The sequence below is a fragment of the Derxia lacustris genome (assembly GCF_002105195.1).
In the GTDB taxonomy this organism is placed as follows: Bacteria; Pseudomonadota; Gammaproteobacteria; order Burkholderiales; family Burkholderiaceae_E; genus Derxia; species Derxia lacustris.
In genome coordinates this window covers 17,911-43,895 of the sequence record NZ_MUHU01000017.1, presented here as the reverse complement: position 1 = coordinate 43,895, position 25,985 = coordinate 17,911, and the positions used below count along the sequence as shown (strand labels likewise).

The following is a 25,985-nucleotide window of genomic DNA, read 5'->3' as shown; positions in this document are numbered from 1 at the left end:
TGGTCTGCGTGCTGCGCGCGCTGGCGTGGCGCGGCGGCGCGGGTGAGCGTGAGCGGATTGATGCTGGCCACCGGCGCGATGGTGTCGAGCCAGCCTTCGCGGCCCAGCGCGCGCAGCACGCAGACCAGCGTGTGCAGGGTCGAGCCCTGGCCGGCTTCCAGCCGCTTGAGTGCGGTCAGGCCGATGCCGGCACGACCGGCCAGCGTCTGCTGGTCCAGATCGCGCGACAGGCGCAAGGCGCGCAGCCGCTCGCCGATGGCGGCTTCCATCTCGGCGGGCGTCTGGCTGGTGGCTTGAAGATCAGGTGGCATGTACGACTGCGGCAACAGCTTCAAATACGGCTGCTAACATGAAAAATCGCGTTTGGAGCCGCTTTTTCAACGATTGAGCAGGGTGATTCTGAACCGGCCGATCCAGTCTGGCAATGGTTGAAAAAGCGGCCAATAAATAGAGTTATCAAGCTAAAAGACCGAACTGCAACTATTGCTGAAAATGAAGCCGCCCGGATGCGATGCCCTTCCGCATCCGGGCGGCGCGTGGCTTACGCCGCCAGCAACTGCCGCAGCACGAACGGCAGAATCCCGCCGTGCTTGTAGTAGTCGACCTCGATCGGCGTATCGATGCGCAGCTTCAGCTGCACCTGCTGCTTGCTGCCGTCGGCCCGGGTGATGACCAGCGTCGCCTCGGCCTGCGGCTTGATCTCGTCGCCGAGCACGATGTCGATGACCTCGCTGCCGTCCAGCCCGAGCGACTGCCAGGAGTCGTCGCCCAGGAATTGCAGCGGCAGCACGCCCATGCCGACCAGATTGCTGCGATGGATGCGCTCGAAGCTGCGCGCCACCACCGCCTTGATGCCGAGCAGCTGCGTGCCCTTGGCGGCCCAGTCGCGGCTCGATCCGGTGCCGTACTCCTCGCCGCCAAAGATGACGGTCGGCGTGCCGGCCGCGATGTACTTCATCGCCGCGTCGTAAATGAACACCTGCTCGCCGCCGGGCTGATACAGCGTGAGGCCGCCTTCCACGCGGCTGCCGTCTTCCTTGGGCGGAATCATCAGGTTCTTGATCCGCACGTTGGCGAAGGTGCCGCGCATCATCACTTCATGGTTGCCGCGCCGCGAGCCGTAGCTGTTGAAGTCGGCCTTCTGCACCGCGTGGTCCACCAGGTACTGGCCGCCCGGCGAGGCTTCCTTGATCGAGCCGGCCGGCGAGATGTGGTCGGTGGTGATCGAGTCGCCGAACAGCGCCATCACGCGCGCGCCGGTCACGCCGGCGGCGGCGGCCTTGGGCTCCATCGTGAAGTCGTCGAAGAACGGCGGCTTGGCGATATAGGTGCTGGCCGGCCAGTCGTAGACCTGTCCCTTGCTGCCGGCGATCTTCTTCCACAGCTTGCCCGGCTCGTCCTTCACCTTGGCGTAGTTGGCGCGGTAGGCCTTGCCGTTGAGCGCGTACTTGAGCAGCCTGGCGATCTCGTCACTGGTCGGCCAGATGTCGCCCAGATACACGTCGCGGCCGCCCTTGCCCTTGCCGACCGGCTGGGTCATCAGGTCGACGGTCACGTTGCCGGCGATCGCATAGGCCACCACCAGCGGCGGCGAGGCCAGGAAGTTGGCCTTGATGTTGGGATGGATGCGCGCCTCGAAATTGCGGTTGCCCGACAGCACGGCCGCCACCACCAGATCGTTGTCGGTGATGGCCTTGTTGATCGCCGGCGTCAGATCGCCCGCATTGCCGATGCAGGTGGTGCAGCCATAGGCCGCCACGTCGAAGCCGAGCTTTTCGAGGTAGGGCAGCAGACCGGCCTGCTCCAGATATTCGGTGACGATGCGCGAGCCCGGCGCGAGCGAGGTCTTGATGTGCTTCCTGACCTTGAGGCCGGCCTCGACCGCCTTCTTGGCGAGCAGCCCGGCGGCCAGCAGCACGCTCGGATTGCTGGTGTTGGTGCACGAGGTGATGGCCGCGATCAGCACATCGCCGTTCTTCAGCGTCACGCCTTCGTCGTCGGTGGCAAAGCTTTGCGCCAGCTTGTCGGCCGGCTGGTTGAAGCCGTTCTCGGCGGTCGGCTTGCTGAACAGCTCGGTGAAGCTGCTGCTCAGGTTGGTGATCTCGATGCGGTCCTGCGGCCGCTTGGGGCCGGCCAGCGACGGCACCACCGAGCCCAGGTCGAGCGACACCACCTTGGTGTAATCGATGTCGCCGGCGCGCGGCACGCCGAACAGCTTTTGCGCGCGGAAGTAGGCCTCGAAGGCTTCGATCTCGCTCTTGCTGCGGCCGGTGCCCTTGAAGTAGTCGATGGTCTTTTCGTCGACCGGAAAGAAGCCCATCGTCGCGCCGTACTCGGGCGCCATGTTGCCGATGGTGGCGCGGTCGGGCAGCGACAGCGTCTCGGTGCCTTCGCCAAAGAACTCGACGAACTTGCCCACCACCTTTTCCTGCCGCAGCCGCTCGGTGACGGTGAGCACCAGATCGGTCGCGGTCACGCCTTCGCGCAGCTTGCCGGTGAACTCGAAGCCCACCACGTCGGGCGTGAGGAAGTAGACCGGCTGGCCCAGCATGCCGGCTTCGGCCTCGATGCCGCCCACGCCCCAGCCCACCACGCCGATGCCGTTGATCATGGTCGTGTGGCTGTCGGTGCCGACCAGCGTGTCGGGGTAGACCACGCCGTCGGCGCGCTGGTGCACGCCGCGCGCCAGGTACTCCAGATTGACCTGATGGACGATGCCGAAGCCCGGCGGCACCACGCCAAAGGTGTCGAAGGCCTGCATGCCCCACTTCATGAACTGGTAGCGCTCGCGGTTGCGCTCGAACTCCAGCTTCATGTTGAGGTCGAGTGATTTCTTCGTGCCGTAGTGGTCGATCATCACCGAGTGATCGACGACCAGATCGACCGGCACCAGCGGCTCGATGGTCTTGGGATTCTTGCCGAGCGCCTCGGCCACGTTGCGCATCGCGGCCAGATCGGCGAGCAGCGGCACGCCGGTAAAGTCCTGCAGCACCACGCGCGCCACCACGAAGGGGATCTCGTCCACGCGCGGGCCGTTGGGCTGCCAGCCCGCGAGCTGCCTCACATGCTCCTCGGTTACTTTCTTGCCGTCACAGTTGCGCAGCACCGACTCCAGCACGATGCGGATCGAGACCGGCAGCCGGCTCAGCGGCAGATCGAGCGCTTTTTCGAGCGCGGGCAGCGAATAAAACTTCGCGCTCTTCGATCCCAGCTTGAAGTTCTTGAGCGTGTTGAACGGCGATTGGGGCATGGCACCTCCAGTGCGCAAAGCATCGTTATTGGAACAAGGACAATTACAGCACTCGGCCCGACGCTGCACGCGGCGTTGCGCAAGCGGAGCCGGCTTTACGTTTTGCATCGTTGGCGCGTGGGTCGCGGACCTTTTCTCCTCTCATCGGAAACACAAGACATGGAAGCTTTTCTCGTCTCGACCGGCGTCGTCGCGCTCGGCGAAATCGGCGACAAGACGCAGTTGCTGGCGCTGATGCTGGCGGCGCGGTTCCGCAAGCCGCTGCCGATCGTCCTCGGCATCCTGGTGGCCACCGTGGTCAACCACGGACTGGCCGGCGCGCTCGGCGCGGTGGTGCGCGATCTGCTCGGCCCCGAAGTGCTGCGCTGGGTGCTCGGCGCGTCCTTCATCGCGGTCGGCATCTGGGCGCTGTTCCCCGACAAGATGGATGAGGACGAAGCCAGGCCGCGCGGCGACTGGGGCGTGTTCGGCGTCACCGTCGTCACCTTCTTTCTGGCCGAGATCGGCGACAAGACCCAGCTCGCCACGGTGATGCTGGCGGCGCGCTTCGACTCGCTGATTGCCGTGGTGTCGGGCACCACGCTCGGCATGCTGATCGCCGATGTGCCGGCGGTGTTCGTGGGCGGGCTGGCCGCGCCCAAGCTGCCGCTCAAGTGGATTCGCATTGCGGCGGCGGCGGTGTTCGTGGCGCTCGGCGTGGGCGTGCTGCTGGGGCTCGGCCGCTGATCGGACGCCGGGGCAGGGCCGTGTTGCAGAAGCGGTATTCGGCCGGTCCGACGCTTGGTGCGAGCCCCGGCTCCCGTCATCCTGCCGGGCATGAGCGATCCCTTTCCCTTCGTTGCAGACCGGCGTCGGCCGGCGCGCTGGCTGGCGCCGGTCGTGGCGCTGCTGCTGGGGCTGCCGCTGCCCGCGCTGGCCGATGCGTCGGCCGCGATCCATGTGGTGATGGACGACAACTACCCGCCCTATGTCTTTCGCGATGCGATGGGCCGGGTGCAGGGCCTGCTGATCGATGAATGGGCCGCCTGGGAGCGCGCGACCGGCACACCCGTCGAGATCGAGGCGACCGACTGGGCCCGTGCCAAGGCGCTGATGGCGGCCGGCCAGGCCGATGTCATCGACACCATCTTCCGCACGCCCGAACGCCAGCGGGTGCTCGACTTCACCGCGCCCTATGCCGATCTGCCGGTCGGCATCTACACGCATGCCGGCATCGGCGGCATCGTCGGCAAGACCGGACTGCACGGTTTTCTGGTCGGCGCCAAGGCCGGCGATGCCTGCATCGACGAGCTGCATGCCGCCGGCATCGAGAGCGTGGCGCCCTATGCCAACTACGAGAAGGTGGTGGAGGCGGCGCTGCGCGGCGAGATCAAGGTGATGTGCATCGATCAGCCGCCGGCCAACTATCTGCTGTACCGCGCCGGCGCCGACCAGGACTTCCGGCTCGCCTTCACGCTGTCGGTCGGGCAGTTCCATCGCGCGGTGCGCAAGGGCGATGCGGCCCTGCTGGCGCGGGTGGAGCAGGGCTTCGCAGCCATCCCGGCGGCCGAGCGCAAGGCGCTGCATCAGCGCTGGTTCGGCACCCAGCTGGCGCCGCTGCTGTGGCTGCGGCCGCTGCTGTATGGCGCCGGTGCGCTGCTGGCGCTGGGGCTGGCGCTGCTGGCCTGGAGCACCAGCCTGCGCCGGCGCATCCGCGAGCGCACCGCCGAACTCATGCGCGAGCAGACCCATCTGCGCACCCTGATCGCCACCATCCCCGACCTGGTCTGGCTCAAGGATCCCGACGGCGTCTATCTGGGCTGCAATCCCGAGTTCTCGCGCTTCTACGGCGTGCCGCCCGAGACCATCGTCGGCAAGTGCGATGCCGACTATGTCTCGCCCGAGCAGGCCGCCTCGTTCCGCGAGCACGACCTGCGCGCCATCGCCGCCGGCGGCCCGAGCGTGAACCGCGAATGGGTCACCTATGCCGACGAGACCGAGCCGCGCCTGCTGCACACGATCAAGACGCCGATGCGCGGCGCCGACGGCCAGCTGGTGGGCGTGCTCGGCGTGTCGCGCGACATCACCGCCCAGCACCGCGCCGAGGCCGAACTGCGGCGCAGCAACCGCGCGCTGCGCCTGCTCGGCGAGGGCAACCATGCGCTGGTGCACTGGGACGACGAGGCCGGACTGCTAGCCGACATCTGCCGCGTGGCGGTGGAGGACGGCGGCTACCGCATGGCCTGGGTCGGCATCGCCGTGCCCGATGCCGAGCGCCACATCCGCGTGGTGGCGCGCGCCGGCGCCGATTCTGGCTATCTCGATGCGGCCGACATCCGCTGGGATGCCGACGATCCGCGCGGCTGCGGCCCGTCGGGCGAGGCGCTGCGCAGCGGCCGGGCGGTGGTGAATCCCGATTTCGCCACCGATGCCGCCGGCAGTCCCTGGCGCGAGGCGGCGCTGGCGCGCGGCTTCCGTGCCTCCATCGCGCTGCCGCTGCGGCTCGACGGCGAGCCCGGCGTGCTGTCCATCTATGCCGACGAGCCCGATGCCTTCGGCGCCGACGAGGTCGGCCTGCTCACGCGGCTCGCCGACGATCTGGCCTACGGCATCCGCATGCTGCGCGCCCGCGCCGCCCGGCTCGCTGCCGAGGCCGAGCTGGCGCGCCACCGCGAGCATCTGGAGGAACTGGTGCGCGAACGCACCGCCGCGCTCAATGCCGCGCGCGAGGAAGCCGAGCAGGCCAACCGCGCCAAGACCCGTTTCCTGGCCAACATGAGCCATGAAATCCGCACGCCGATGAGCGCCATCATCGGCCTGACCCATCTGCTGCGCGGCCAGCTCACCGACGGCGAGGCGCGGCGCCGGCTCGACCACATCGCCGACGCCGCCGAGCGGCTGCTCTGCCTCATCAACGACATCCTCGACATCTCCAAGATCGAGGCCGGCAAGCTCTCGCTGTCCACTGCCGACTTCGCGCCCGCGGCGGTGGCCGGCAATGTGCTGCGGCTGCTGCACGGCCAGGCCGAAGCCAAGGGGCTGATGCTCGCGGCCGAGATCGATCCGGCGCTGCCCGCGCGGCTGCATGGCGATGCGCTGCGGCTGGAGCAGATCCTGGTCAACTTCGTCTCCAACGCCATCAAGTTCACCGACGCCGGCCGGGTGGTGGTGAGCATGCGCAGCCTCGCCGCCGCCGCCGACGCGGCCGACGTCCGTCCGTGGATGCGCATGGAAGTCGCCGACAGCGGCATCGGCATGAACGAGGAACAGCTCGGCCGCATGTTCCGCATGTTCGAGCAGGCCGACGCCTCGACCACCCGGCGCTACGGCGGCACCGGCCTGGGTCTGGCCATCAGCAAGCGGCTGGCCGAGCTGATGGGCGGACGCATCGGCGCTGACAGCCTGCCGGGGCAGGGCAGCCGGTTCTGGGTCGAGCTGCCGTTCGGTCCGGCGCTCGGCGCGGTGATCGCCGATCCGGCGCCCGGTCCGCTACCCGAGGTCTGCGGGCCGACGCCGGCGCTGCCGCTGGCCGGCACCCGCGTGCTGCTGGCCGAGGACAACGCGCTCAACCAGCTGGTCGCGGTCGAGATCCTGCGTGCCGCCGGCGCCGAGGTCACCGTCGCGCCCGACGGCGTGATCGCGGTCGCGCTGGCGCGCGAGAGCTTCTTCGATGCCGTGCTCATGGACGTGCAGATGCCGCGCCTCGACGGGCTGGGCGCCACGCGGCAGATACGCCGGCTGCCGGGCTGGGAGCGGCGGCCCATCGTGGCGATGACCGCCAACGCCTTTGCCGAGGATCGCCGCGACTGTCTGGAGGCAGGGATGGACGAGCACATCGCCAAGCCGTTCCGGCCCGACGAGCTGGTGGCGCTGCTGGTCCGGCTGCGCATGCGCTGGGCTGCGGACGGGGCCGCGCACTGAGCGTTCGCTCTGGTTTGCGCCGGGGGGCGAGTGTGCGGAGTTCCCTAGGCAGGGTGAGCGGAGCGCCCGTTCAATCGGAAGGATCAGTCGCGCAGCAGCTCGACGCTGCGGTGCAGCAAATCTCCTCCCGAGCCCGTTCGACGGGCCGCTCCTCTCACCGACAAGGCGCAATCAATGACGGCCGACCCATCTCCGCCTGCCGCACAGGCCCGCTCCCCGGGCGCGCGCGCGGGTCTCCATGCCGGCGTGCACGGTTTTCGCGGCATCTGCGTGCTCGCGGTGTTCGTCTTCCATGTGGTCAATTCCGGTCTGCCGCCCGAGCCCGGCACGGCATTCGGGCAATGGCTGTTCTGGCTCGCGCACGGCATGCGTTATGGCGTCGAGCTGTTCTTCATGATCAGCGGCTACGTCATCGTGCAGAGCCTGCGTCGGCATGCCACGGTGCGGGCCTTTCTGGTCGATCGGGTGCTGCGCATCTTTCCGCTCTGGCTGCCGCTGGCGGTGGTCATGCTGTTCGGTCAGTGGCTGTATGCGCAGTACGGCGGCGGCCCGCCGGCAAAGGCGCTCGGCTCGCTGCCGGTGCTGCTCGGCAGTCTGGCGATCATGGCGCCGGTGTTCCCGCTGGTCACCATCCATCCGGCCCAGTGGTCGCTCAGCTATGAGCTCTGCTTCTACCTGTTCGCATCGCTGGCCTGGGTCATCGGCGGGCGCAAGTCGAGCGGCTGGCGGCTGGCGCTGTGCTGGTTGCCGGCGCTGGTGTTTCCGGTGCTGTATCCGCGTGCGCTGTTCTTTGCGCCGGGCGTCATCGTCGCCCTGGCCGAGCCCTGGCTGGTCCGGCATGCACAGTTGTTCAAGTGGGGCTGGGCCGGCGTGTTCGTGGCCTGGTACGCATGGCTGCTCACCGATGCGGAAGTGGCCGGCCCCAGCCTCACCCTGATCGACTATGCGGCGAACGGGCTGGGCCCGGCGGTACTCGCTGCGTTCGTGGGCGCGTTCTTCTTCTTTGCATGGCTGGTCGTGCATCGGCGCGACAGCGGCCGTTTCCTCAAGTCCCGGGCGCTGCAATGGCTCGGCACCATCAGCTTCAGCTTCTATCTGGTGCATCCGCTGGCCATGCCAGTCATCAAGCGCGGACTGCTGCCGCTGCTGCATCTGCAGGGCTGGCCAGCGGTGCTGCTGTTTGCGGTGCTGGCCTTCCCGCTCGCCTGCGCCGCCTCCTGGGTCACCTGGCGCTGGCTCGAAGGGGCCTTGTCGCGCCGCCTGAAAGGGCTGATCGGCAGCAAGCGGCAGCATGAGCCGGCGGTGCCGGCGGTCGCAGCCGAGTCGCGTCAGGGTTGACCGCGCGGGCGCCGGACCGCGCAGCGGCGCAAGTCGGATTCACTGGCAACTGCGGGCAAACCCGTAACGGCAGTGTCCGCGCCATCGGTCAGTCTCGGGGCCATTCCAGCCCCTGCCCCGGAGACCTCCCGATGTATTCGATCCGCCCCTGCGTCCTTGCCTTCGCCGCCAGCCTGTTCGCGCTTGCCGCGCCGGCCCGCGCCGACGACAGCGTCCACCTCGGCAACCTCAAGTTCGCCCATTACGGCGCGGTCTCGTACATGAAGGAGATCTGCCCGAAGTACGGCATCAAGCTCGACGAGCGCATGTTCGCCAAGGGGCCGGACATCATGCCGGCCATCGTCTCGGGCGACATCGACCTCGCCGCGCTGGCCTCGGATGGCGCGATCTCGGGGCGCGCCAACGGCGTCGGCATCTTCACCGTGGCCGGCTTTGCCAAGGGCGGCGCGCGCATCGTCGCGGCGACCGACAGCGGCATCAAGTCGCTCGCCGACCTCAAGGGCAGGAAGGTCGGCGTTACGCGCGGCGGCGCGCAGGAATTGCTGCTGCTGGCCGAACTCGACAAGGCCGGACTGAGTTGGTCGGACAAGGGCGGCAAGGATGTGCAGATCGTCTATCTGGCCTTCGCCGACCTGAACCAGGCGCTGGCCGCCAAGCAGATCGACGCGATGTGCCAGAGCGAGCCGCAGTCGTCGCAGGCCATCAACAAGAAGTTCGGCGTCGAGGTGATGAAGCCCTACGACACCGCGATGGGCGAGCCCTACCGGCTGCTGGTCATGAGCGACAAGCTCTACGCCAACCGCGACGTGGCGCTGCGGGTGATGAAGTGCTTCGTCGAGGCCACGGCGCTGTTCAACAAGAACCCCGCCGTCGCCGAGAAGTACGTGGTCGAGCAGATGTTCAAGGGCCAGATCACGTCGCAGGACTTCCGCGACGCGATGGACAACGCCGACTACACCTATGACGTGAGCCCGGCTCACATCGACGTGACCACCGAGTTCATGAACAAGTACGGCGTGGGTCGCATGGCCAAGCCGCCCAAGGCCGACGAGTGGGTCAAGCTCGATCTGCTGCAGAAGGCCAAGGCCGACCTCGGCGTGAAGTGAGGGCGGCGCGATGAATGCGATTTCTGCGCCGCCGCAGCGTGCGCTCGACGTACTGCGCGGGCTGATCGTGCCGCTCGCGCTGCTGGCGTTGTGGGAAGGCTGCGCGCGCGCCGGCTGGTTCTCGCCGGTGGTGCTGCCGGCGGCCTCGGCGGTGGCGGTGAAGTGGTGGCAGTCGCTGCTGCCGGCCCAGGCTTTCGATGCGGCCGAGCAGTCGCGCCTGGCCTGGATGTTCTCGGGCGAGATGGTTCACGACGCTGTCGCCAGCCTTTACCGCGTGGTGGTCGGCTTTGCGGTCGGCGCTGGGCTGGCGTTGCCGATGGGCCTGGTGATGGGCGCGAGCGCGCGCGTCTACGGGCTGTTCAATCCGCTGCTGCAAGTGCTGCGGCCGATCCCGCCGATTGCCTACATCCCGCTCAGCATTTTGTGGTTTGGCCTGGGCAATCCCCCGGCGATCTTCCTGATCGCCATCGGCGCCTTCTTTCCGGTGCTGATGAACACCATCACCGGCGTGCGCCATGTCGACGGCATCTATCTGCGCGCGGCGCGCAACCTGGGCGTGGGCCAGTGGGCCATGTTCACGCGGGTGATGCTGCCGGCCGCCACGCCCTACATCCTGGCCGGCGTGCGCATCGGCATCGGCACTGCGTTCATCGTGGTGATCGTCTCGGAAATGATCGCGGTGAACGACGGGCTCGGCTTTCGCATCCTCGAAGCGCGCGAGTTCATGTGGAGCGACAAGATCATCGCCGGCATGTTCACCATCGGCCTGCTCGGCCTCGCCATCGATACCGGCGTGAGCCGGCTCAACAACCATCTGCTGCGCTGGCATCGCGGCATCGAGCATTGAGGAGGGCGCGATGAGCCAGATCGAGGCGCGCGGCGTCAACAAGATTTTTGCCAGCGCGGAGCGCGAAGTGGTCGCGCTCAAGGACATCGACCTGAGCATCGAGCGCGGCGAGTTCGTCTGCCTGCTCGGGCCGTCGGGCTGCGGCAAGAGCACGCTGCTGAATGCGGTCGCGGGCTTCTCGCTGCCGACGAGTGGCCGGCTTGAGGCCGACGGCAAGCCGGTCACCGGGCCGGGGCCGGAACGCGGCATGGTGTTCCAGGAGTACGCGCTGTTCCCGTGGATGACGGTGGCGCAGAACATCGCCTTCGGGCTCGAAATCCAGAAGCGCGGCCGGGCCGAGATTGCGCAGACCGTCGACCGCCTGCTCGACATGCTCAAGCTGCGCGACTTCCGCGACCGCTTCCCCAAGGACTTGTCGGGTGGCATGCGCCAGCGCGTGGCCATCGCCCGCGTGCTCGCGCTCGACTCGCCGATCCTGCTGATGGACGAGCCCTTCGGCGCGCTCGACGCGCTCACGCGCCGCAACCTGCAGGACGAGTTGCTGCGCATCTGGGCCGAGACGCGCAAGACCATCCTGTTCGTCACGCACTCGATCGAGGAGTCGATCTACCTCGCCGACCGCATCGTGGTGATGACCTATCGGCCCGGCACCATCAAGCGCGATCAGCGCGTGACGCTGGAACGCCCGCGCGATCCGGCGTCGGCCGAGTTCAACGAGCTCAAGCGCGAGCTGGGCCGGCTGGTGATGGAGGAGCAGCAGCGCCATGCCGAGGCCGAGACGCGGGCGGCGGCGGTGGATTGAGGCGGGGTGGGCATCGCCCGGATTGGCTGGCGCGAGTGCAACCGCCGCGTCATGCGCGACGGACACGGCGCCGGTCCGGGCTATCGTCCGGGCTCTTCCGCGATTCCGGAGTCCGCATCCATGAAGTTGCTTTCCCGATCCGTCGCGCGTCATGCCGCGCTTGCCATCGTCCTTGCGGGTTCGCTCGCCGGCGCCGTCCGCGCCGAGGAAATCGGCAATGTCGACACCGCCTTCCAGCTGCTCGGCCCCGATCACAAGATCGTCGTCGAGGCCTATGACGACCCGAAAGTGCAGGGCGTCACCTGCTATGTGTCGCGCGCCAAGACCGGCGGAGTGAAGGGCGCGCTCGGCCTCGCCACCGACACGTCGGACGCGTCGATTGCCTGCCGGCAGGTCGGGCCGCTCGCCATCGCCGGGCCGCTGCCAAGGCAGGAGGAAGTGTTCGACCAGCGGCTGAGCATCCTATTCAAGCGCCTGCGCGTGGTGCGCATGGCCGACCCGAAGCGCAATGCGCTGGTCTATCTGACCTACTCGGACAAGCTCATCGACGGCTCGCCGAAGAACAGCATCACGGCGGTGGCGGTGGATCGGAGCGTGCCGGTGGTGGTGAAGTGACGAGCGCCCATCCGCATGCGGCACCGGGCAGCGGCGGTGCGAGCCCGCCCAGCCTGCTGCACCTGCTCGACAGCCCCGAAGGCGCCGCCTTCCTCGCCGACTTCCGCCCGCGCGACTGCGCCCGCGGCGAGCTCATCAGCCGCCCCGGCGACGGCAGCGACAGCGTCTTCGTCGTGCGCAGCGGCCGCGTGCGCGTCTACCTCGCCGACGAGCTGCGCGAGGTCACGCTCGCCTTCCTCGAACCCGGCGACGTGTTCTCGACCCACACGCCCACCTTCGTGATGGCGGTGCAGCCGAGCCGGCTCGCGCTGATCGACACCCGGCGCTTCTCGGCGCGCGTGGCCGGCTATCCGCCCGCGACGGTCGCGATCATGCGGGTGCTCGGCAAGCTGCTCGCGCGCACGGTCGAGCTGGTCGAGAACCTCGTGTTCCTGGAGGCGCACGAGCGGCTCGCCAACTTCCTCGCCACGCTGGCGCGGCGCCAGGGCAGGCGCGCGCCGGCCGACGCCACCGAGGCGCCCGAGACCTGGATCGTGCCGCTGCCCTTCACCCTGACCGACATCGCACTCATGCTCGGCGCCAGCCGCCAGACCATCTCCAGCGCCTTCGGCGAACTGGAGCGCGACGGCATCGTCGAGCGGCGCGGCCGGCGCGAATTGCGCGTGCTTGATCTGGCGCGACTCGACGCGCGCGGCCGGCGCGAAACGTCGTCCGCGCGACAGACCTCGGGGCCGCGGCGCACCTAGCCTCCGGCGCACTTCATCCACACAGGAGTGCGCCATGTCCCTCAGCCAGCTTTCCACCACCGACCGCTACGTCAGCTTCGACGGCATCGATTTCGACGGCAATGTCCGCTGCGTGCTCGACCACATCGACCGCTACCGCCGCGCCGATCCGGCCAACCGCTTCATCGTCTACTTCGACCGCCAGCGCAACGCCGAGCGCGGCGCCCGGCGCGACGACCTGCTGCTGCTGCACAGCCTCGCCAACTCGGTGCGCGACCTGTTCGAGGCGCATGACGACGAGGAAGCGCTGGCCGACCTCGACCGGCTGGAGCGCGAATGCTTCTGAGCGCCGCGCCCGGCATTCGATTGCGTCGCGTCTGACACTGCGGGGCGCTTGCTTCGGTCGGCGCGGCTGGCGATAGTCGCGCGACCCCTCGCATGGAGCCCCGCCATGAAAGCCGATTCGCCCCTTCTCGGCGCGCACGCGCCGTCCCCGATGCAGGCAGCGGTCCCGCGCAATGCGGTCGGCCGCGACGGCGCCGCCGCCCAGTTGCGCCACGCCCGGCTGGCCGACGCCAGCGCCCAGGCGATCCAGCTGCGCGCGCTGGCCGGCGCCATCGGCAGCGCGCCGGCGGTACGCCAGTTGCGCGAGCTGCAAGCCGCGCTCGATGGCGCAGGTGCGCCGGTCCAGCGCGCGGCCGTCGAGGAAGAGGAGCCGGCCCAGCGCGCTGCGATGGAGGAGGAAGAACCCGCCCAGCGCGCTGCGGTGGAGGAGGAGCCCGCCCAGCGCGCCGCCATCGAGGAGGAGGCGCCCGCACAACGCGCCGTCGCCCAGACGGACGCGCCGGCCCAGCGCCAGGCCGCCGAGCCCAATCGCACCGGCCTGCCCGACAACCTCAAGAGCGGCGTCGAGGCCTTGTCGGGCGTGTCGCTCGACAGCGTGCGCGTGCACTACAACTCGCCGCAGCCGGCCCAGCTCAATGCCCACGCCTATGCCCAGGGCAGCGACATCCATGTCGCGCCCGGGCAGGAGCGCCATCTGCCGCACGAGGCCTGGCATGTGGTGCAGCAGGCGCAGGGCCGGGTCAAGCCGACGATGCAGATGCGCAGCGCCGGCGGCACGCCGGTCAACGACGATCCGGCGCTGGAAAGCGAGGCCGATGCGATGGGCGCGCGGGCGGTGCAGATGGCGGCGGCTCAGCTCATGCCTGCGGCGCCGGCCGGCGTCGGCCGCTGGCAGGCGGCAGCGGGTACGGCCTGGGGCGGCCCGGTCCAGCTCAAGCCGGGCCATATCGCCTATGCCGGCGGCGAGATGTTCCTGGTCGACAAGTCCGATCTCGGCACTGGCACCGTGACTTCGGAGGGCACCCGGTCCTATGTGAACGATCCGGGCACTTACAAACCCAAGGAAATCCTGTTCGATTACGCAACGGCGAGCGATGTGGGTACCGCCAAGGGCAAGGTGACCGGCAGCAAGTACGCCTATGCGACGGAGAACCCGAAGGCGGATCGGCCCTACAAGTCGGGGCGCTACTGGGATGCGGGCCACAAGCTCGGGCGCCAGAACGGCGGTGTCGGCAACGAGGACAGCGGCGTCTTTCCGCAGAACCCGGCATTCAATCAGGGCAACAGCCGCAACATGGACGATGTGCCCGAGGAAACCCATCCGGCCTGGCGCGCGCATGAAGATGAGTTTCATGAGGCGGTCAAGCGCGATGGTGCCGGCGCCTGGTGGGTCAAGCTGCCCTGAGCCTGTCCGCCGCTTGCAATGAAAAACGGCCCGCCGAGTTCCCCCGGCGGGCCGTTTTTCATTGCATGCCGGCCACGCGGGCCGGCAGCGTCAGCCGCTTCAGACTTCCACGGTCTTCGCCACGTCCGCGTATTCGGCGATCTGGTCGAAGTTCAGGTAGCGATAGATGCTGGTCGAATCGGCGTTGATGACGCCCATCGCTTCGGCGTACTCGGCCACGGTCGGCAGGCGGCCGAGCTTGGAGGCCACCGACGCGAGTTCGGCCGAGCTCAGGTACACGTTGGTGTCCTTGCCCAGACGGTTCGGGAAGTTGCGGGTCGAGGTCGAGACGACCGTTGCGCCCGACTTCACCTGCGCCTGGTTGCCCATGCACAGCGAGCAGCCCGGCATTTCGGTGCGCGCGCCGGCGGTGCCGAACACGTTGTAGTGACCTTCCTTGGTCAGCTCGGCCGCGTCCATCTTGGTCGGCGGGGCCACCCACAGCTTCACCGGGATGTCCTTCTGGCCGGCCAGCAGCTTGGAGGCGGCGCGGAAGTGACCGATGTTGGTCATGCACGAGCCGATGAACACTTCGTCGATCTTGGTGCCGGCCACTTCCGACAGCACGCGCGCGTCGTCCGGATCGTTCGGCGCGCAGAGGATCGGTTCCTTGATGTCGTCGAGGTTGATCTCGATGACGGCGGCGTACTCGGCGTCGGCGTCGGCTTCCAGCAGTTGCGGGTCGGCGAGCCAGGCTTCGACCGCCTTGATGCGGCGTTCGAGCGTGCGCTTGTCGGCGTAGCCGTCGGCGATCATGTTCTTCATCAGAACGATGTTCGACGTCAGGTACTCGGCGATCGGCTCCTTGTTGAGCTTGATCGCGCAGCCGGCGGCCGAGCGTTCGGCCGAGGCGTCCGACAGTTCGAAGGCTTGTTCGACCTTCAGGTCGGGCAGGCCTTCGATTTCAAGGATGCGGCCCGAGAAGATGTTCTTCTTGCCCTGCTTGGCCACGGTGAGCAGACCAGCCTTGATCGCGTACAGCGGGATCGCGTGGACCAGATCGCGCAGCGTGATGCCGGGCTGCAGCTTGCCGGTGTAGCGCACCAGCACCGATTCGGGCATGTCGAGCGGCATGACGCCGGTGGCGGCGCCGAAGGCCACCAGACCCGAGCCGGCCGGGAAGCTGATGCCGATCGGGAAGCGGGTGTGGCTGTCGCCGCCGGTGCCGACGGTGTCGGGCAGCAGCAGGCGGTTGAGCCAGGAGTGGATCACGCCGTCGCCCGGACGCAGGGCCACGCCGCCGCGGTTGCTGATGAAGGCGGGCAGCTCGCGATGGGTCTTGACGTCGACCGGCTTGGGATAGGCGGCGGTGTGGCAGAACGACTGCATCACCAGATCGGCCGAGAAGCCGAGGCAGGCCAGATCCTTGAGTTCGTCGCGGGTCATCGGGCCGGTGGTGTCCTGCGAGCCGACCGTGGTCATCTTGGGCTCGCAGTAGGTGCCGGGGCGCACGCCCTGGCCTTCCGGCAGGCCGACCGCGCGGCCGACGATCTTCTGCGCCAGCGAGAAGCCCTTGCCGCTGTCGACCGGTGCCTTGGGCAGGCGGAACAGCGTCGAGGCGGGCAGGCCCAGGTAGTCGCGCGCCTTGGCGGTGAGCGAGCGGCCGATGATGAGGTTGATGCGGCCGCCGGCGCGCACTTCGTCGAGCAGCACTTCGCTCTTGAGCGCGAAGGTTTCGAGCGTCTCGCCGTTGCGCACGATCTTGCCGTCGTAGGGATAGATGTCGATGACATCGCCCATTTCGAGCTTGCTGACTTCGACTTCGATCGGCAGCGAGCCCGAGTCTTCCTGGGTGTTGAAGAAGATCGGCGCGATCTTGCCGCCGAGTGTCACGCCGCCGAAGCGCTTGTTCGGCACGAAGGGGATGTCTTCGCCGGTGGCCCAGATGACCGAGTTGGTCGCCGACTTGCGCGACGAACCGGTGCCGACCACGTCGCCGACATAGGCCACGACATGGCCCTTCTTCTTCAGGTCTTCGATGAACTGGATCGGGCCGCGCTTGCCGTCTTCTTCCGGCACGAAGGCCGCGCCGGCGCGCGTGTTCTTCAGCATGGCGAGGTAGTGCAGCGGGATGTCCGGACGGCTCCACGCATCGGGCGCGGGCGAGAGGTCATCGGTATTGGTTTCGCCGGGCACCTTGAACACGGTGACGGTGATGGTCTTGGGCACTTCAGGGCGGGTGGTGAACCACTCGGCATCGGCCCAGGACTGCACGACTTCGATGGCGATGGCGTTGCCGGCCTTGGCCTTCTCGGTCACGTCGTGGAAGAAGTCGAACACCAGCAGCGTCTTCTTGAGCGCGGCGCCGGCGACGGGCGCCACTTCGGCGTCGTCGAGCAGGTCGATCAGCGGCTTGACGTTGTAGCCGCCGACCATCGTGCCGAGCAGCTCGGTGGCCTTGGCCTTGGAGATCAGCGCGACCGACAGGTCGCCGTGCGCGACGGCGGCGAGGAAGCTGGCCTTGACCTTGGCGGCATCGTCCACGCCGGGCGGCACGCGGAAGGTCAGCAGCTCGACCAGGAACTGCTCTTCGCCGGCCGGCGGGTTCTTGATCAGCTCGATCAGATCGGCGGTCTGCTGGGCCGACAGCGGCAGCGGCGGAATACCGAGCGCGGCGCGTTCGGCGACATGTTGGCGGTAGGTTTCAAGCACGGTTTCGCTCCCTCGACAAAAACAGAAGAGCGCGCGGGCCTGAAGGCAGCCGCACGCTCGATTGGGGCTTGCGCCCCGCGTCCTCTACTTCTTGCCCGTCGCGCCGGATGGCGCCGGTCGCGACGGGCTGGCAGGCACTTCGGTCCGTGCGCGACCCCGTTCGTGGCCGCAGCGCCCCGGGGCGGTTGCGGCTTGCGTTCGGTGATGCGCTGCGCGTCATCGAAGGGTCTCCTCCTGCCTCGCTCTTGTTGTTCAAGACACGATCCGGTGCTGCGTTGCCGGCATCAGTAGGCGCCGGGCACAGCCACCGTTGCGGATTGCCCGGTGGTTTCGCCGGGACATGCGGGCCGGACGGGTTGATGCCCGGCCAGGAGCAACAGGCCGCCGTCGGTAGGACGGCGTGGAACACGTAAGGATATGCGACATTGGTGCAGCGCAGTGCCGGGTTATTGCCGAAGCGGCCGACGCAGCCGCAGGGGCTGCGGCGTCGGCTGCAAAGGCGTGGCGGCGCCGCATCAATACCCGCGCGTACGTACTGGTCAGAATGCGTCGCCGGGCACGCGCACCCAGCCTTCCATCAGCACGCGCGCGCTGCGGCTCATGATCGCCTTGGTCACGGTCCAGTTGCCGTCCACCAGCTTTGCCTCGGCGCCCACGCGCAGCGTGCCCGACGGATGGCCGAAGCGCACCGCGGTGCGTTCGCCGCCGCCGGCCGCCAGATTGACCAGCGTGCCCGGAATGGCCGCCGCCGTGCCGATGGCGACCGCCGCCGTGCCCATCATCGCGTGATGCAGCTTGCCCATCGACAGCGCGCGCACCAGCAGATCCACGTCGCCGGTGCCGACCGTCTTGCCGCTCGACGACACGTATTCGACCGGCTTGGCGACGAACGCCACCTTGGGCGTGTGCTGGCGCTTGGCGGCTTCATCGACATGCTTGATGAGGCCCATGCGCAGCGCGCCGTAGGCGCGGATGGTCTCGAACCGGGCCAGCGCGACCGGGTCGCCGTTGATCGCGTCCTGCAACTCGGTGCCGGTGTAGCCGATGGCTTCGGCGTTGACGAAGATGGTCGGGATGCCAGCATTGATGAGCGTGGCCTTGAAGCTGCCGATGCCCGGCACTTCGAGGTCGTCGACCAGATTGCCGGTCGGGAACATCGAGCCGCCGCCTTCGCCGTCGCCTTCGTCGGCCGGATCGAGGAATTCGAGCTGCACTTCGGCGGCCGGGAAGGTCACGCCGTCGAGCTCGAAGTCGCCGGTTTCCTGCACTTCACCATTGGTGATGGGGACGTGGGCGATGATGGTCTTGCCGATGTTGGCCTGCCAGATGCGCACGGTGCAGACGCCGTTCGCGGGCACGCGCGCCGGGTCGACCAGACCGCCGCTGATGGCAAACGAGCCGACCGCCGCCGACAAATTGCCGCAGTTGCCGCTCCAGTCCACGAAGGCCTTGTCGATCGACACCTGACCGAACAGGTAATCCACGTCGTGATCGGGCTTGCTGCTCTTGGCCAGGATCACGGTCTTGCTCGTGCTCGACGTGGCGCCGCCCATGCCGTCGATCTGCTTGCCGTAGGGATCGGGGCTGCCGATCACGCGCAGCAGCAGCGCATCGCGCGCCGCGCCGGGCGTCTGGCAGCGCTCGGGCAGGTCTTGCAGGCGGAAGAACACGCCCTTGCTGGTGCCGCCACGGATGTAGGTGGCGGGAATCTTCACTTGCGCTACATGGGCCATGAAATGCCTCTTTCCGGATGGGGCGGGGCAGCGCGGACCCGCGCCGCCCCGTGAACGCAGCCGCGCTCAGGCCGCCTTGGTCGATTCCAGGAAGTCCTGGGCGAAGCGTTGCAGCACGCCGCCGGCTTCGTAGATGGAGACTTCCTCGGCGGTATCGAGACGGCAGGTCATCGGCACTTCGAGGCGTTCGCCGTTGCGCCGCGTGATGACCAGCGTGAGGTCGGCGCGCGGGGTGCGCTCGCCGATCACGTCATAGGTTTCGGTGCCGTCGATGCCAAGCGTCAGGCGGTTGACGCCCGGCTTGAACTCCAGCGGCAGCACGCCCATGCCGATCAGGTTGGTGCGGTGGATGCGCTCGAAGCCTTCGGCCGCGATGGCTTCCACGCCAGCCAGCCGCACGCCCTTGGCAGCCCAGTCGCGCGACGAGCCCTGACCGTAGTCGGCACCCGCCACGATGATGAGCGGCTGCTTGCGTTCCATGTAGGTCTCGATGGCTTCCCACATGCGCGTGACCTTGCCGTCCGGCTCGATGCGCGCGAGCGATCCCTTCTTGACCTTGCCGTCGACCACCGCCATCTCGTTGACCAGCTGCGGGTTGGCGAAGGTGGCGCGCTGCGCCGTCAGATGGTCGCCGCGATGGGTCGCGTAGGAATTGAAGTCCTCTTCCGGCAAGCCCATCTTGGCCAGATACTCGCCGGCCGCGCTGTTGAGCATGATCGCGTTCGACGGCGACAGGTGGTCGGTCGTGATGTTGTCCGGCAGCACGGCCAGCGGGCGCATGCCCGTCAGCGTGCGGGCGCCGGCCAGCGCGCCTTCCCAGTAGGGCGGACGGCGGATGTAGGTGCTCGGTGCGCGCCAGTCGTACAGCGGGCTCTTGGCTTCTTCCACCGCGCCCAGATCGAACATCGGGATGTAGATCTGGTTGAACTGCTCGGGCTTGACCGACCTGGCGACGATTTCGTCGATTTCCTCGTCGCTCGGCCACAGGTCCTTCAGCGTGACCGGCTTGCCGTCCTTGTCGGTACCGAGCGCATCCTTCTCGATGTCGAAGCGGATGGTGCCGGCGATGGCATAGGCGACCACCAGCGGCGGCGAGGCCAGGAAGGCCTGCTTCGCATACGGGTGGATGCGGCCGTCGAAGTTGCGGTTGCCCGACAGCACGGCGGTCGCGTACAGGTCGCGGTCGATGATTTCCTGCTGGATCTTGGGATCGAGCGCGCCCGACATGCCGTTACACGTCGTGCAAGCGTAGGCCACGATGCCGAAGCCGAGCTGTTCCAGCTCGCCGAGCAGGCCGGCTTCTTCGAGATAAAGCTTGGCTACCTTCGAGCCCGGCGCGAACGAGGTCTTGACCCAGGGTTTGCGCAGCAGGCCGAGCTTGTTGGCATTGCGCGCCAGCAGCGCGGCGGCGACGACATTGCGCGGATTGCTGGTGTTGGTGCAGCTGGTGATGGCGGCAATGATGACCGCGCCGTCGGGCAGCTTGCCGTCGGCTTCTTCAGCCCGGGCGGCGGCCAGCTTGGCTTCGTCGGCGATGCCGCGCTCGGCCAGCGCCGACGTCGGCAGGCGCTTGTGCGGATTCGACGGGCCGGCCATGTTGCGCACGACGGTCGACAGGTCGAAGGACAGCACGCGTTCGTATTCAGCCGTGGCGAGGGCGGCGCCCCACAGGCCGGTCGTCTTGGCGTAGTTCTCGACCAGCGCCACCTGCTCGGGCTCGCGGCCGGTGAGCTTGAGGTAGTCGATGGTCTGGCCGTCGATGTAGAACATCGCTGCCGTGGCGCCGTATTCCGGGCACATGTTCGAGATGGTCGCGCGGTCGCCGATGGACAGGCTGTCGGCGCCGTCACCGAAGAACTCCACATAGGCGCCGACCACGCGTTCCTTGCGCAGGAATTCGGTCAGGGCCAGCACGATGTCGGTCGCGGTGATGCCGGGCTGGCGCTTGCCGACGAGCTTGACGCCGACGATGTCGGGCAGCCGCATCATCGAGGCGCGGCCGAGCATCACGCTCTCGGCTTCGAGGCCGCCGACGCCGATGGCGATCACGCCCAGCGCATCCACATGCGGCGTGTGGCTGTCGGTGCCGATGCAGGTATCGGGGAAGGCCACGCCGTCGCGCGCCTGGATCACCGGCGACATTTTTTCAAGATTGATCTGATGCATGATCCCGTTGCCCGCCGGGATCACATCCACGTTCTTGAACGCAGTGCGCGTCCAGTTGATGAAGTGGAAGCGGTCTTCATTGCGGCGATCCTCGATGGCGCGGTTCTTCTCGAACGCGTCCGGATCGAAGCCGCCGCACTCCACGGCCAGCGAGTGGTCGACGATCAATTGCGTCGGCACCACCGGGTTCACCAGCGCGGGATCGCCACCCATGTCGGCGATGGCATCGCGCAGGCCGGCCAGATCGACCAGCGCGGTCTGGCCCAGGATGTCGTGGCAGACCACGCGCGCCGGGTACCACGGAAAGTCCAGGTCGCGCTTGCGCTCGATGAGCTGCTTGAGCGAGTCGGTCAGCGTGGCCGGGTCGCAGCGGCGCACCAGGTTTTCGGCCAGCACGCGCGAGGTGTAGGGGAGCTTGTCGTAGGCGCCGGGGGCGATGGCATCGACCGCTGCGCGCGTATCGAAGTAATCGAGCGACGTGCCGGGCAGGGTCTTGCGGTAGGCGGTGTTCATGGCAGCGAATCCGGGAAGTTGAGCCAGCGGAGGCGCGTGATCGCAGCCATCCGCCGACTGGGCAGGGCGACCCGGGCGGGCCGCCGTCGCAGGCCGGCGTCCCGGGGCGGGATGCCGGCCGTCATGCCTTTAGCGTTGCTCGATCGGCACGAACTTCTGGTCTTCCGGTCCGATGTAGTTGGCGCTCGGACGGATGATCTTGCCGTCGATGCGCTGCTCGATGATGTGGGCGCTCCAGCCGGTCATGCGCGCGATGACGAACAGCGGCGTGAACATGGCGGTGGGCACGCCCATCATGTGGTAGCTGACCGCGCTGAACCAGTCGAGGTTCGGGAACATCTTCTTGACTTCCCACATCACCGACTCGAGGCGCTCGGCGATGTCGTACATCTTGGTGTTGTTCTGCGCGGCCGACAGGTCGTGCGCGACCTGCTTGATGACCTTGTTGCGCGGGTCGCTGACCGTGTAGACCGGATGGCCGAAGCCGATCACGACCTGCTTGGCTTCGACGCGGGCGCGGATGTCGGCCTCGGCTTCGTCGGGCGAGTCGTAGCGCTTCTGGATCTCGAAGGCCACTTCGTTGGCGCCGCCGTGCTTCGGGCCGCGCAGCGCGCCGATCGCGCCGGTGATGGCCGAGTAGATGTCCGATCCCGTGCCGGCGATGACGCGGCCGGTGAAGGTCGAGGCATTGAACTCGTGCTCGGCGTACAGGATCAGCGAGGTGTGCATCGCCTTGACCCAGGCTTCGCTCGGCGTCTTGCCGTGCAGCAGCGCGAGGAAATGGCCGCCGACCGAGTCGTCCTCGGTTTCGACGTCGATGCGCTTGCCGTTGTGGCTGAAGTGGTACCAGTACAGCAGCATCGAGCCGAGCGAGGCGATCAGCTTGTCGGCGATGTCGCGCGCGCCGGGATGGTTGTGGTCGTCCTTTTCCGGGGCCAGGCAGCCGAGCACCGACACGCCGGTGCGCATCACGTCCATCGGATGGGCCGACGGCGGCAGCTGTTCGAGCGCGGCCTTCACGCCGGCGGGAATGCCGCGCAGCGCCTTGAGCTTGGCCTTGTAGCCGGCCAGTTCGGCGACCGTCGGCAGCTTGCCGTGGACCAGCAGATAGGCGATTTCCTCGAACTCGCTGGTGGTGGCGAGATCGAGGATGTCGTAGCCGCGATAGGCCAGGTCGTTGCCGGTCCGGCCGACGGTACACAGGCCGGTATTGCCGGCGGCGGTGCCCGACAGGGCGACGGACTTCTTGGGCTTGAAACCGGAGGTCGGGGCAGCTTGATCGCTCATGGCATTTCCTCTTCAAAGTTTGGTGGCGCGCCGTCTTGGCGGCGGCGCCGTGTTGCAGCGAGGGATGGGGGAGGGGTGAGGCGCGCGCCTTACTTCTTGCCGGCGGCGAACAGCGCGTCGAGCTTCTGCTCGAAGGCGTGGTATCCGATCACGTCGTACAGCTCCATGCGCGTCTGCATGAGGTCGACGACGTTCTTCTGCGTGCCGTCCTTGCGGACCGCGTTGTAGACCGACTCGGCGGCGCGGTTGGCGGCGCGGAAGGCCGACAGCGGATAGAGCACGATGCTCACGCCGACTTCGCGCAGCTCGTCCACGGTGTACAGCGGCGTCGCGCCGAATTCGGTGATGTTGGCCAGGATGGGCACGTTCACCGCGGCGGCGAACTGCTTGTACTGGTCGAGCTGGGTGAGGGCCTCGGGGAACAGCGCATCGGCGCCGGCTTCCACGAAGGCGATCGAGCGTTCGATGGCCTTCTCGATGCCTTCGACCGCGAGCGAATCGGTGCGCGCCATGATGACGAAGTCGGGATCGGTGCGGGCGTCGACGGCGGCCTTGATGCGGTCGACCATTTCCTGCGTCGACACGATTTCCTTGTTGGGACGATGGCCGCAGCGCTTGGCGCCGACCTGGTCCTCGATGTGCAGCGCGCCAGCGCCGGCCTTGATCAGCGTCTTGGTCGTGCGCGCCACGTTGAAGGCGCTGGAGCCGAAGCCGGTATCCACGTCGACCAGCAGCGGCAGGTCGCACACGTCAGTGATGCGGCGCACGTCGGTGAGCACGTCATCGAGGTTGCTGATGCCGAGGTCGGGCAGACCCAGCGAGCCAGCGGCCACGCCGCCACCCGACAGGTAGATGGCGCGGAAGCCCGCGCGCTTGGCGAGCAAGGCGTGGTTGGCATTGATGGCGCCGATGACTTGCAGCGGCTTTTCTTCGGCGAGTGCCTTGCGGAACAGGGCGCCGGCGGAGGTGATGGTCAAGTTGCGTCTCCTTCGATAGAGAGGACTTCAGGCCGAGGCAAAGAACGCGGATCGCGCCGCCTCGGGCATGGCAGCGCCGACCAGCGCTGCCTGCTGCAAAACTTCCCAGTAGAAGCGGTAGCTCGCCCGGTCGTGCAGGCGACCGGCGCGCTGCGTCGGACCCCACTGATTGGCCTGGGCGGCGAGCAGGATTTCCGCTGCTTCGGTGACCGCGCCGGCATCGGGCTCGAAGGCCGAGACGATGGGGGCGATCTGGGTCGGATGAATGCTCCACATGCGCGTGTAGCCAAACTCTCGCGCCGCGCGCAGGGCGTCGCCATGCGCTACCGCCGCCTCGCTGAAGTCGGTGGTGACGTTGTGCGAGGCCACCTTGCCGAAGGCATGGCAGGCGGCGGCGATTTCGAGCTTGGCGCGGCGCACGAGCGGGTGATCGAACTGGCCCGGCGAGGTCATCGCGGCGTCGGGAATCGCGCCGCGATGCGCCGAGACGAAGTCCATCAGCCCGAACGACAGGCACTCGACCTGCGGCGTCGCGGCGATGTCGAAGACTTCGCGCAGCGCGCCGTGGGTCTCGATCAGCACATGCGCCGGAATGCGGCGCGCGATGCCGTGGCGGTCGGCCGCCGCATTCAGGCGCGCGACGCAGTCATGCGCCTCGGCGGCGTTGTGGAGCTTTGGGAAGGTGACGTAGGCGACCCGCTGGCCGGCACGCCCGACGACGATGTCGAGTTCTTCATCGAGCGCTGCATGGCGCGGGTCATGCACGCGCACGCCGCAGCGGTCGAAGCGGTTGGCCGGGTCGACGAGGAGCGCGGCCACGAGCGCGGCCTGGGCGGCCTCGCGTCCGGCGGCGGCGCCGTCCTCGCAATCGAAGGTGATGTCGAAAGTGACGCGTCCGTCCACCGCCAGTTCAGCCTGAAGCGCGAGCGATTTGCGGATCAGTTTCTCGCTGCCGGCGTAGTGATCGCAGACCGGAAGCCGGAGGCGATCGGCGTTTTCGCCGTCGTACAGAACATCGCTGGGGTGCAGATTCATGCGTGAATTGCGCACTTTTGACGGGTTTTGGGCTGAAAAAGGTTCAAAAAAAGCCGAGGGCTTGAAGTCCTCGGCTCGGTGCTACGGGCGGGTTGGGCTCACAGCAGATGAGCGACGCCAGCCTTTTCTTCTTCCAGCTCGGCGAGCGTCTTGTTGATCGCGCCTTGCGAGAACTCGTCGATGGGCAGGCCCTGGACGATCGTGTACTTGCCGTTTTCGACCGTCACCGGGAAGCCGAAGATGGTGTCGACCGGGATGCCGTAGGAGCCATCCGACGGGATGCCCATCGTCACCCACTTGCCGTTCGTGCCCAGCACCCAGTCGCGGATGTGGTCGATGGCGGCATTGGCAGCCGAGGCAGCCGACGACAGGCCGCGCGCTTCGATGATCGCGGCGCCACGCTTGCCGACGGTCGGCAGGAAGGTGTTGCGGTTCCAGTCTTCGTCGCCGATCAGATCCTTGAGCGACTTGCCGCCGACGGTGGCAAAGCGGTAGTCGGCGTACATCGTGGGCGAGTGGTTGCCCCAGACCGTGAAGGTCTCGATGTCGGCGACGGCGACGCCAGCCTTGGTGGCCAGTTGCGACAGACCGCGGTTGTGGTCCAGGCGCAGCATGGCGGTGAAGTTTTCCTTGGGCAGGCCCGGGGCCGACTTCATCGCGATGTAGGCGTTGGTGTTGGCCGGGTTGCCGACCACGAGCACCTTGACCGTGCGCTTGGCGACGGCGTCGAGCGCCTTGCCTTGCGCCGTGAAGATCTGGGCGTTGGCCGACAGCAGATCCTTGCGTTCCATGCCGGGGCCGCGCGGACGGGCGCCGACCAGCAGGGCCACGTCGATGTCCTTGAACGCGGTCAGCGGATCGCTGTGGGCGGTGATCTCTTGCAGCAGCGGGAAGGCGCAGTCTTCCACTTCCATGATCACGCCCTTGAGCGCCTTCTGGGCCTTCTCGTCCGGGATTTCCAGCAGTTGCAGGATGACGGGCTGGTCCTTGCCGAGCATTTCGCCCGAGGCAATGCGGAACAGCAGCGAGTAGCCGATCTGGCCGGCGGCGCCGGTAACGGCGACGCGCAAGGCGGGTTTGGTCATGAAGGTTCTCCGGAAGTGATGGATCAGGGGGGACGCCGCTTCGGGCCGCCCTTCAATCCCGCCACAACCTGACGGGCGCATGAACGGTTGCGGTGCCGAAGCCGGCTGGCCGGGCGCGCCACCGGAAATCTGTCGTTCCGGTTGGTGCGCCGAAGCGCCGTGCGT

The 25,985-nt window shown here is 67.8% G+C and carries 19 protein-coding genes; 10 read left to right on the top strand and 9 right to left on the bottom strand.

The genetic code is table 11. From position 1 onward, the window contains the following. Both B9P64_RS14885 and acnA read right to left on the bottom strand, forming a co-directional pair. The coding region (locus tag B9P64_RS14885; RefSeq protein ID WP_217808696.1) for a helix-turn-helix domain-containing protein at positions 1 to 311 on the bottom strand (311 nt) is incomplete at its 3' end. 230 nt (positions 312 to 541) lie between these two features. Further along, positions 542 to 3,250 (bottom strand): aconitate hydratase AcnA, encoded by a 2,709-nt coding sequence (gene acnA, locus B9P64_RS14880; protein WP_085316902.1) that lies wholly within the window; start codon positions 3,248 to 3,250, stop codon positions 542 to 544. 159 nt (positions 3,251 to 3,409) lie between these two features. On the opposite strand from acnA, the gene B9P64_RS14875 reads away from it, so the two are divergent. The 10 genes from B9P64_RS14875 (at position 3,410) to B9P64_RS14830 (ending at position 14,333) form a co-directional block, all read left to right on the top strand. Beyond that, positions 3,410 to 3,976 (top strand): TMEM165/GDT1 family protein, encoded by a 567-nt coding sequence (locus B9P64_RS14875; RefSeq protein WP_085316901.1) that lies wholly within the window; start codon positions 3,410 to 3,412, stop codon positions 3,974 to 3,976. 90 nt (positions 3,977 to 4,066) lie between these two features. Beyond that, complete coding sequence (locus B9P64_RS14870) at positions 4,067 to 7,150, top strand: ATP-binding protein (RefSeq protein WP_085316900.1); 3,084 nt, start codon at positions 4,067 to 4,069, stop codon at positions 7,148 to 7,150. Between the two features lie 246 nt (positions 7,151 to 7,396). Next, positions 7,397 to 8,488 carry an acyltransferase family protein gene (locus tag B9P64_RS14865; RefSeq protein ID WP_176256844.1) on the top strand — a complete coding sequence of 364 codons (1,092 nt, stop codon included), beginning with the start codon at positions 7,397 to 7,399 and terminating at the stop codon, positions 8,486 to 8,488. Between the two features lie 131 nt (positions 8,489 to 8,619). Beyond that, the gene (locus tag B9P64_RS14860; protein WP_085316898.1) at positions 8,620 to 9,594 is read left to right on the top strand and encodes an ABC transporter substrate-binding protein; all 975 of its coding nucleotides are present in this window, start codon (positions 8,620 to 8,622) and stop codon (positions 9,592 to 9,594) included. A 10-nt stretch (positions 9,595 to 9,604) separates the two neighbouring features. Next, positions 9,605 to 10,441, top strand: a complete 837-nt coding sequence (locus B9P64_RS14855; protein WP_085316897.1) for an ABC transporter permease — start codon at positions 9,605 to 9,607, stop codon at positions 10,439 to 10,441. A 10-nt stretch (positions 10,442 to 10,451) separates the two neighbouring features. Continuing rightward, positions 10,452 to 11,243 carry an ABC transporter ATP-binding protein gene (locus B9P64_RS14850; RefSeq protein WP_085316896.1) on the top strand — a complete coding sequence of 264 codons (792 nt, stop codon included), beginning with the start codon at positions 10,452 to 10,454 and terminating at the stop codon, positions 11,241 to 11,243. A gap of 120 nt (positions 11,244 to 11,363) precedes the next feature. Beyond that, positions 11,364 to 11,858 (top strand): CreA family protein, encoded by a 495-nt coding sequence (locus B9P64_RS14845; RefSeq protein WP_085316895.1) that lies wholly within the window; start codon positions 11,364 to 11,366, stop codon positions 11,856 to 11,858. Beyond that, positions 11,855 to 12,604: a Crp/Fnr family transcriptional regulator gene (locus B9P64_RS14840; protein ID WP_085316894.1), complete on the top strand. Its 750-nt coding sequence runs from the start codon at positions 11,855 to 11,857 to the stop codon at positions 12,602 to 12,604. The genes B9P64_RS14845 and B9P64_RS14840 overlap by 4 nt, the downstream gene beginning before the upstream one ends. Positions 12,605 to 12,638: 34 nt before the next feature. Continuing rightward, a complete protein-coding gene (gene cowN / locus B9P64_RS14835) occupies positions 12,639 to 12,929 on the top strand; it encodes a N(2)-fixation sustaining protein CowN (protein ID WP_085316893.1) in 291 nt (96 codons plus the stop codon). Between the two features lie 105 nt (positions 12,930 to 13,034). Continuing rightward, positions 13,035 to 14,333 carry an eCIS core domain-containing protein gene (locus tag B9P64_RS14830; RefSeq protein WP_235840013.1) on the top strand — a complete coding sequence of 433 codons (1,299 nt, stop codon included), beginning with the start codon at positions 13,035 to 13,037 and terminating at the stop codon, positions 14,331 to 14,333. Between the two features lie 99 nt (positions 14,334 to 14,432). Here B9P64_RS14830 and acnB read toward each other — a convergent pair whose 3' ends face one another. From acnB to B9P64_RS14795, 7 genes are all read right to left on the bottom strand, one after another. Next, complete coding sequence (acnB, locus tag B9P64_RS14825; RefSeq protein ID WP_085316892.1) at positions 14,433 to 17,024, bottom strand: bifunctional aconitate hydratase 2/2-methylisocitrate dehydratase; 2,592 nt, start codon at positions 17,022 to 17,024, stop codon at positions 14,433 to 14,435. A 539-nt stretch (positions 17,025 to 17,563) separates the two neighbouring features. Beyond that, positions 17,564 to 18,757, bottom strand: coding sequence for a 2-methylaconitate cis-trans isomerase PrpF (gene prpF, locus B9P64_RS14820; RefSeq protein ID WP_085316891.1), 1,194 nt, complete (start codon positions 18,755 to 18,757; stop codon positions 17,564 to 17,566). A gap of 66 nt (positions 18,758 to 18,823) precedes the next feature. Further along, a complete protein-coding gene (gene acnD, locus B9P64_RS14815; protein ID WP_085316890.1) occupies positions 18,824 to 21,436 on the bottom strand; it encodes a Fe/S-dependent 2-methylisocitrate dehydratase AcnD in 2,613 nt (870 codons plus the stop codon). Between the two features lie 129 nt (positions 21,437 to 21,565). Next, positions 21,566 to 22,723: a bifunctional 2-methylcitrate synthase/citrate synthase gene (gene prpC / locus B9P64_RS14810; protein ID WP_085316889.1), complete on the bottom strand. Its 1,158-nt coding sequence runs from the start codon at positions 22,721 to 22,723 to the stop codon at positions 21,566 to 21,568. Positions 22,724 to 22,812: 89 nt separating this feature from the next. Further along, a complete protein-coding gene (gene prpB / locus B9P64_RS14805) occupies positions 22,813 to 23,700 on the bottom strand; it encodes a methylisocitrate lyase (protein WP_085316888.1) in 888 nt (295 codons plus the stop codon). Positions 23,701 to 23,727: 27 nt separating this feature from the next. After that, positions 23,728 to 24,729: an HpcH/HpaI aldolase/citrate lyase family protein gene (locus tag B9P64_RS14800; protein ID WP_085316907.1), complete on the bottom strand. Its 1,002-nt coding sequence runs from the start codon at positions 24,727 to 24,729 to the stop codon at positions 23,728 to 23,730. A gap of 104 nt (positions 24,730 to 24,833) precedes the next feature. Next, complete coding sequence (locus B9P64_RS14795) at positions 24,834 to 25,820, bottom strand: malate dehydrogenase (protein WP_085316887.1); 987 nt, start codon at positions 25,818 to 25,820, stop codon at positions 24,834 to 24,836. Between the last annotated feature and the right edge of the window lie 165 nt (positions 25,821 to 25,985).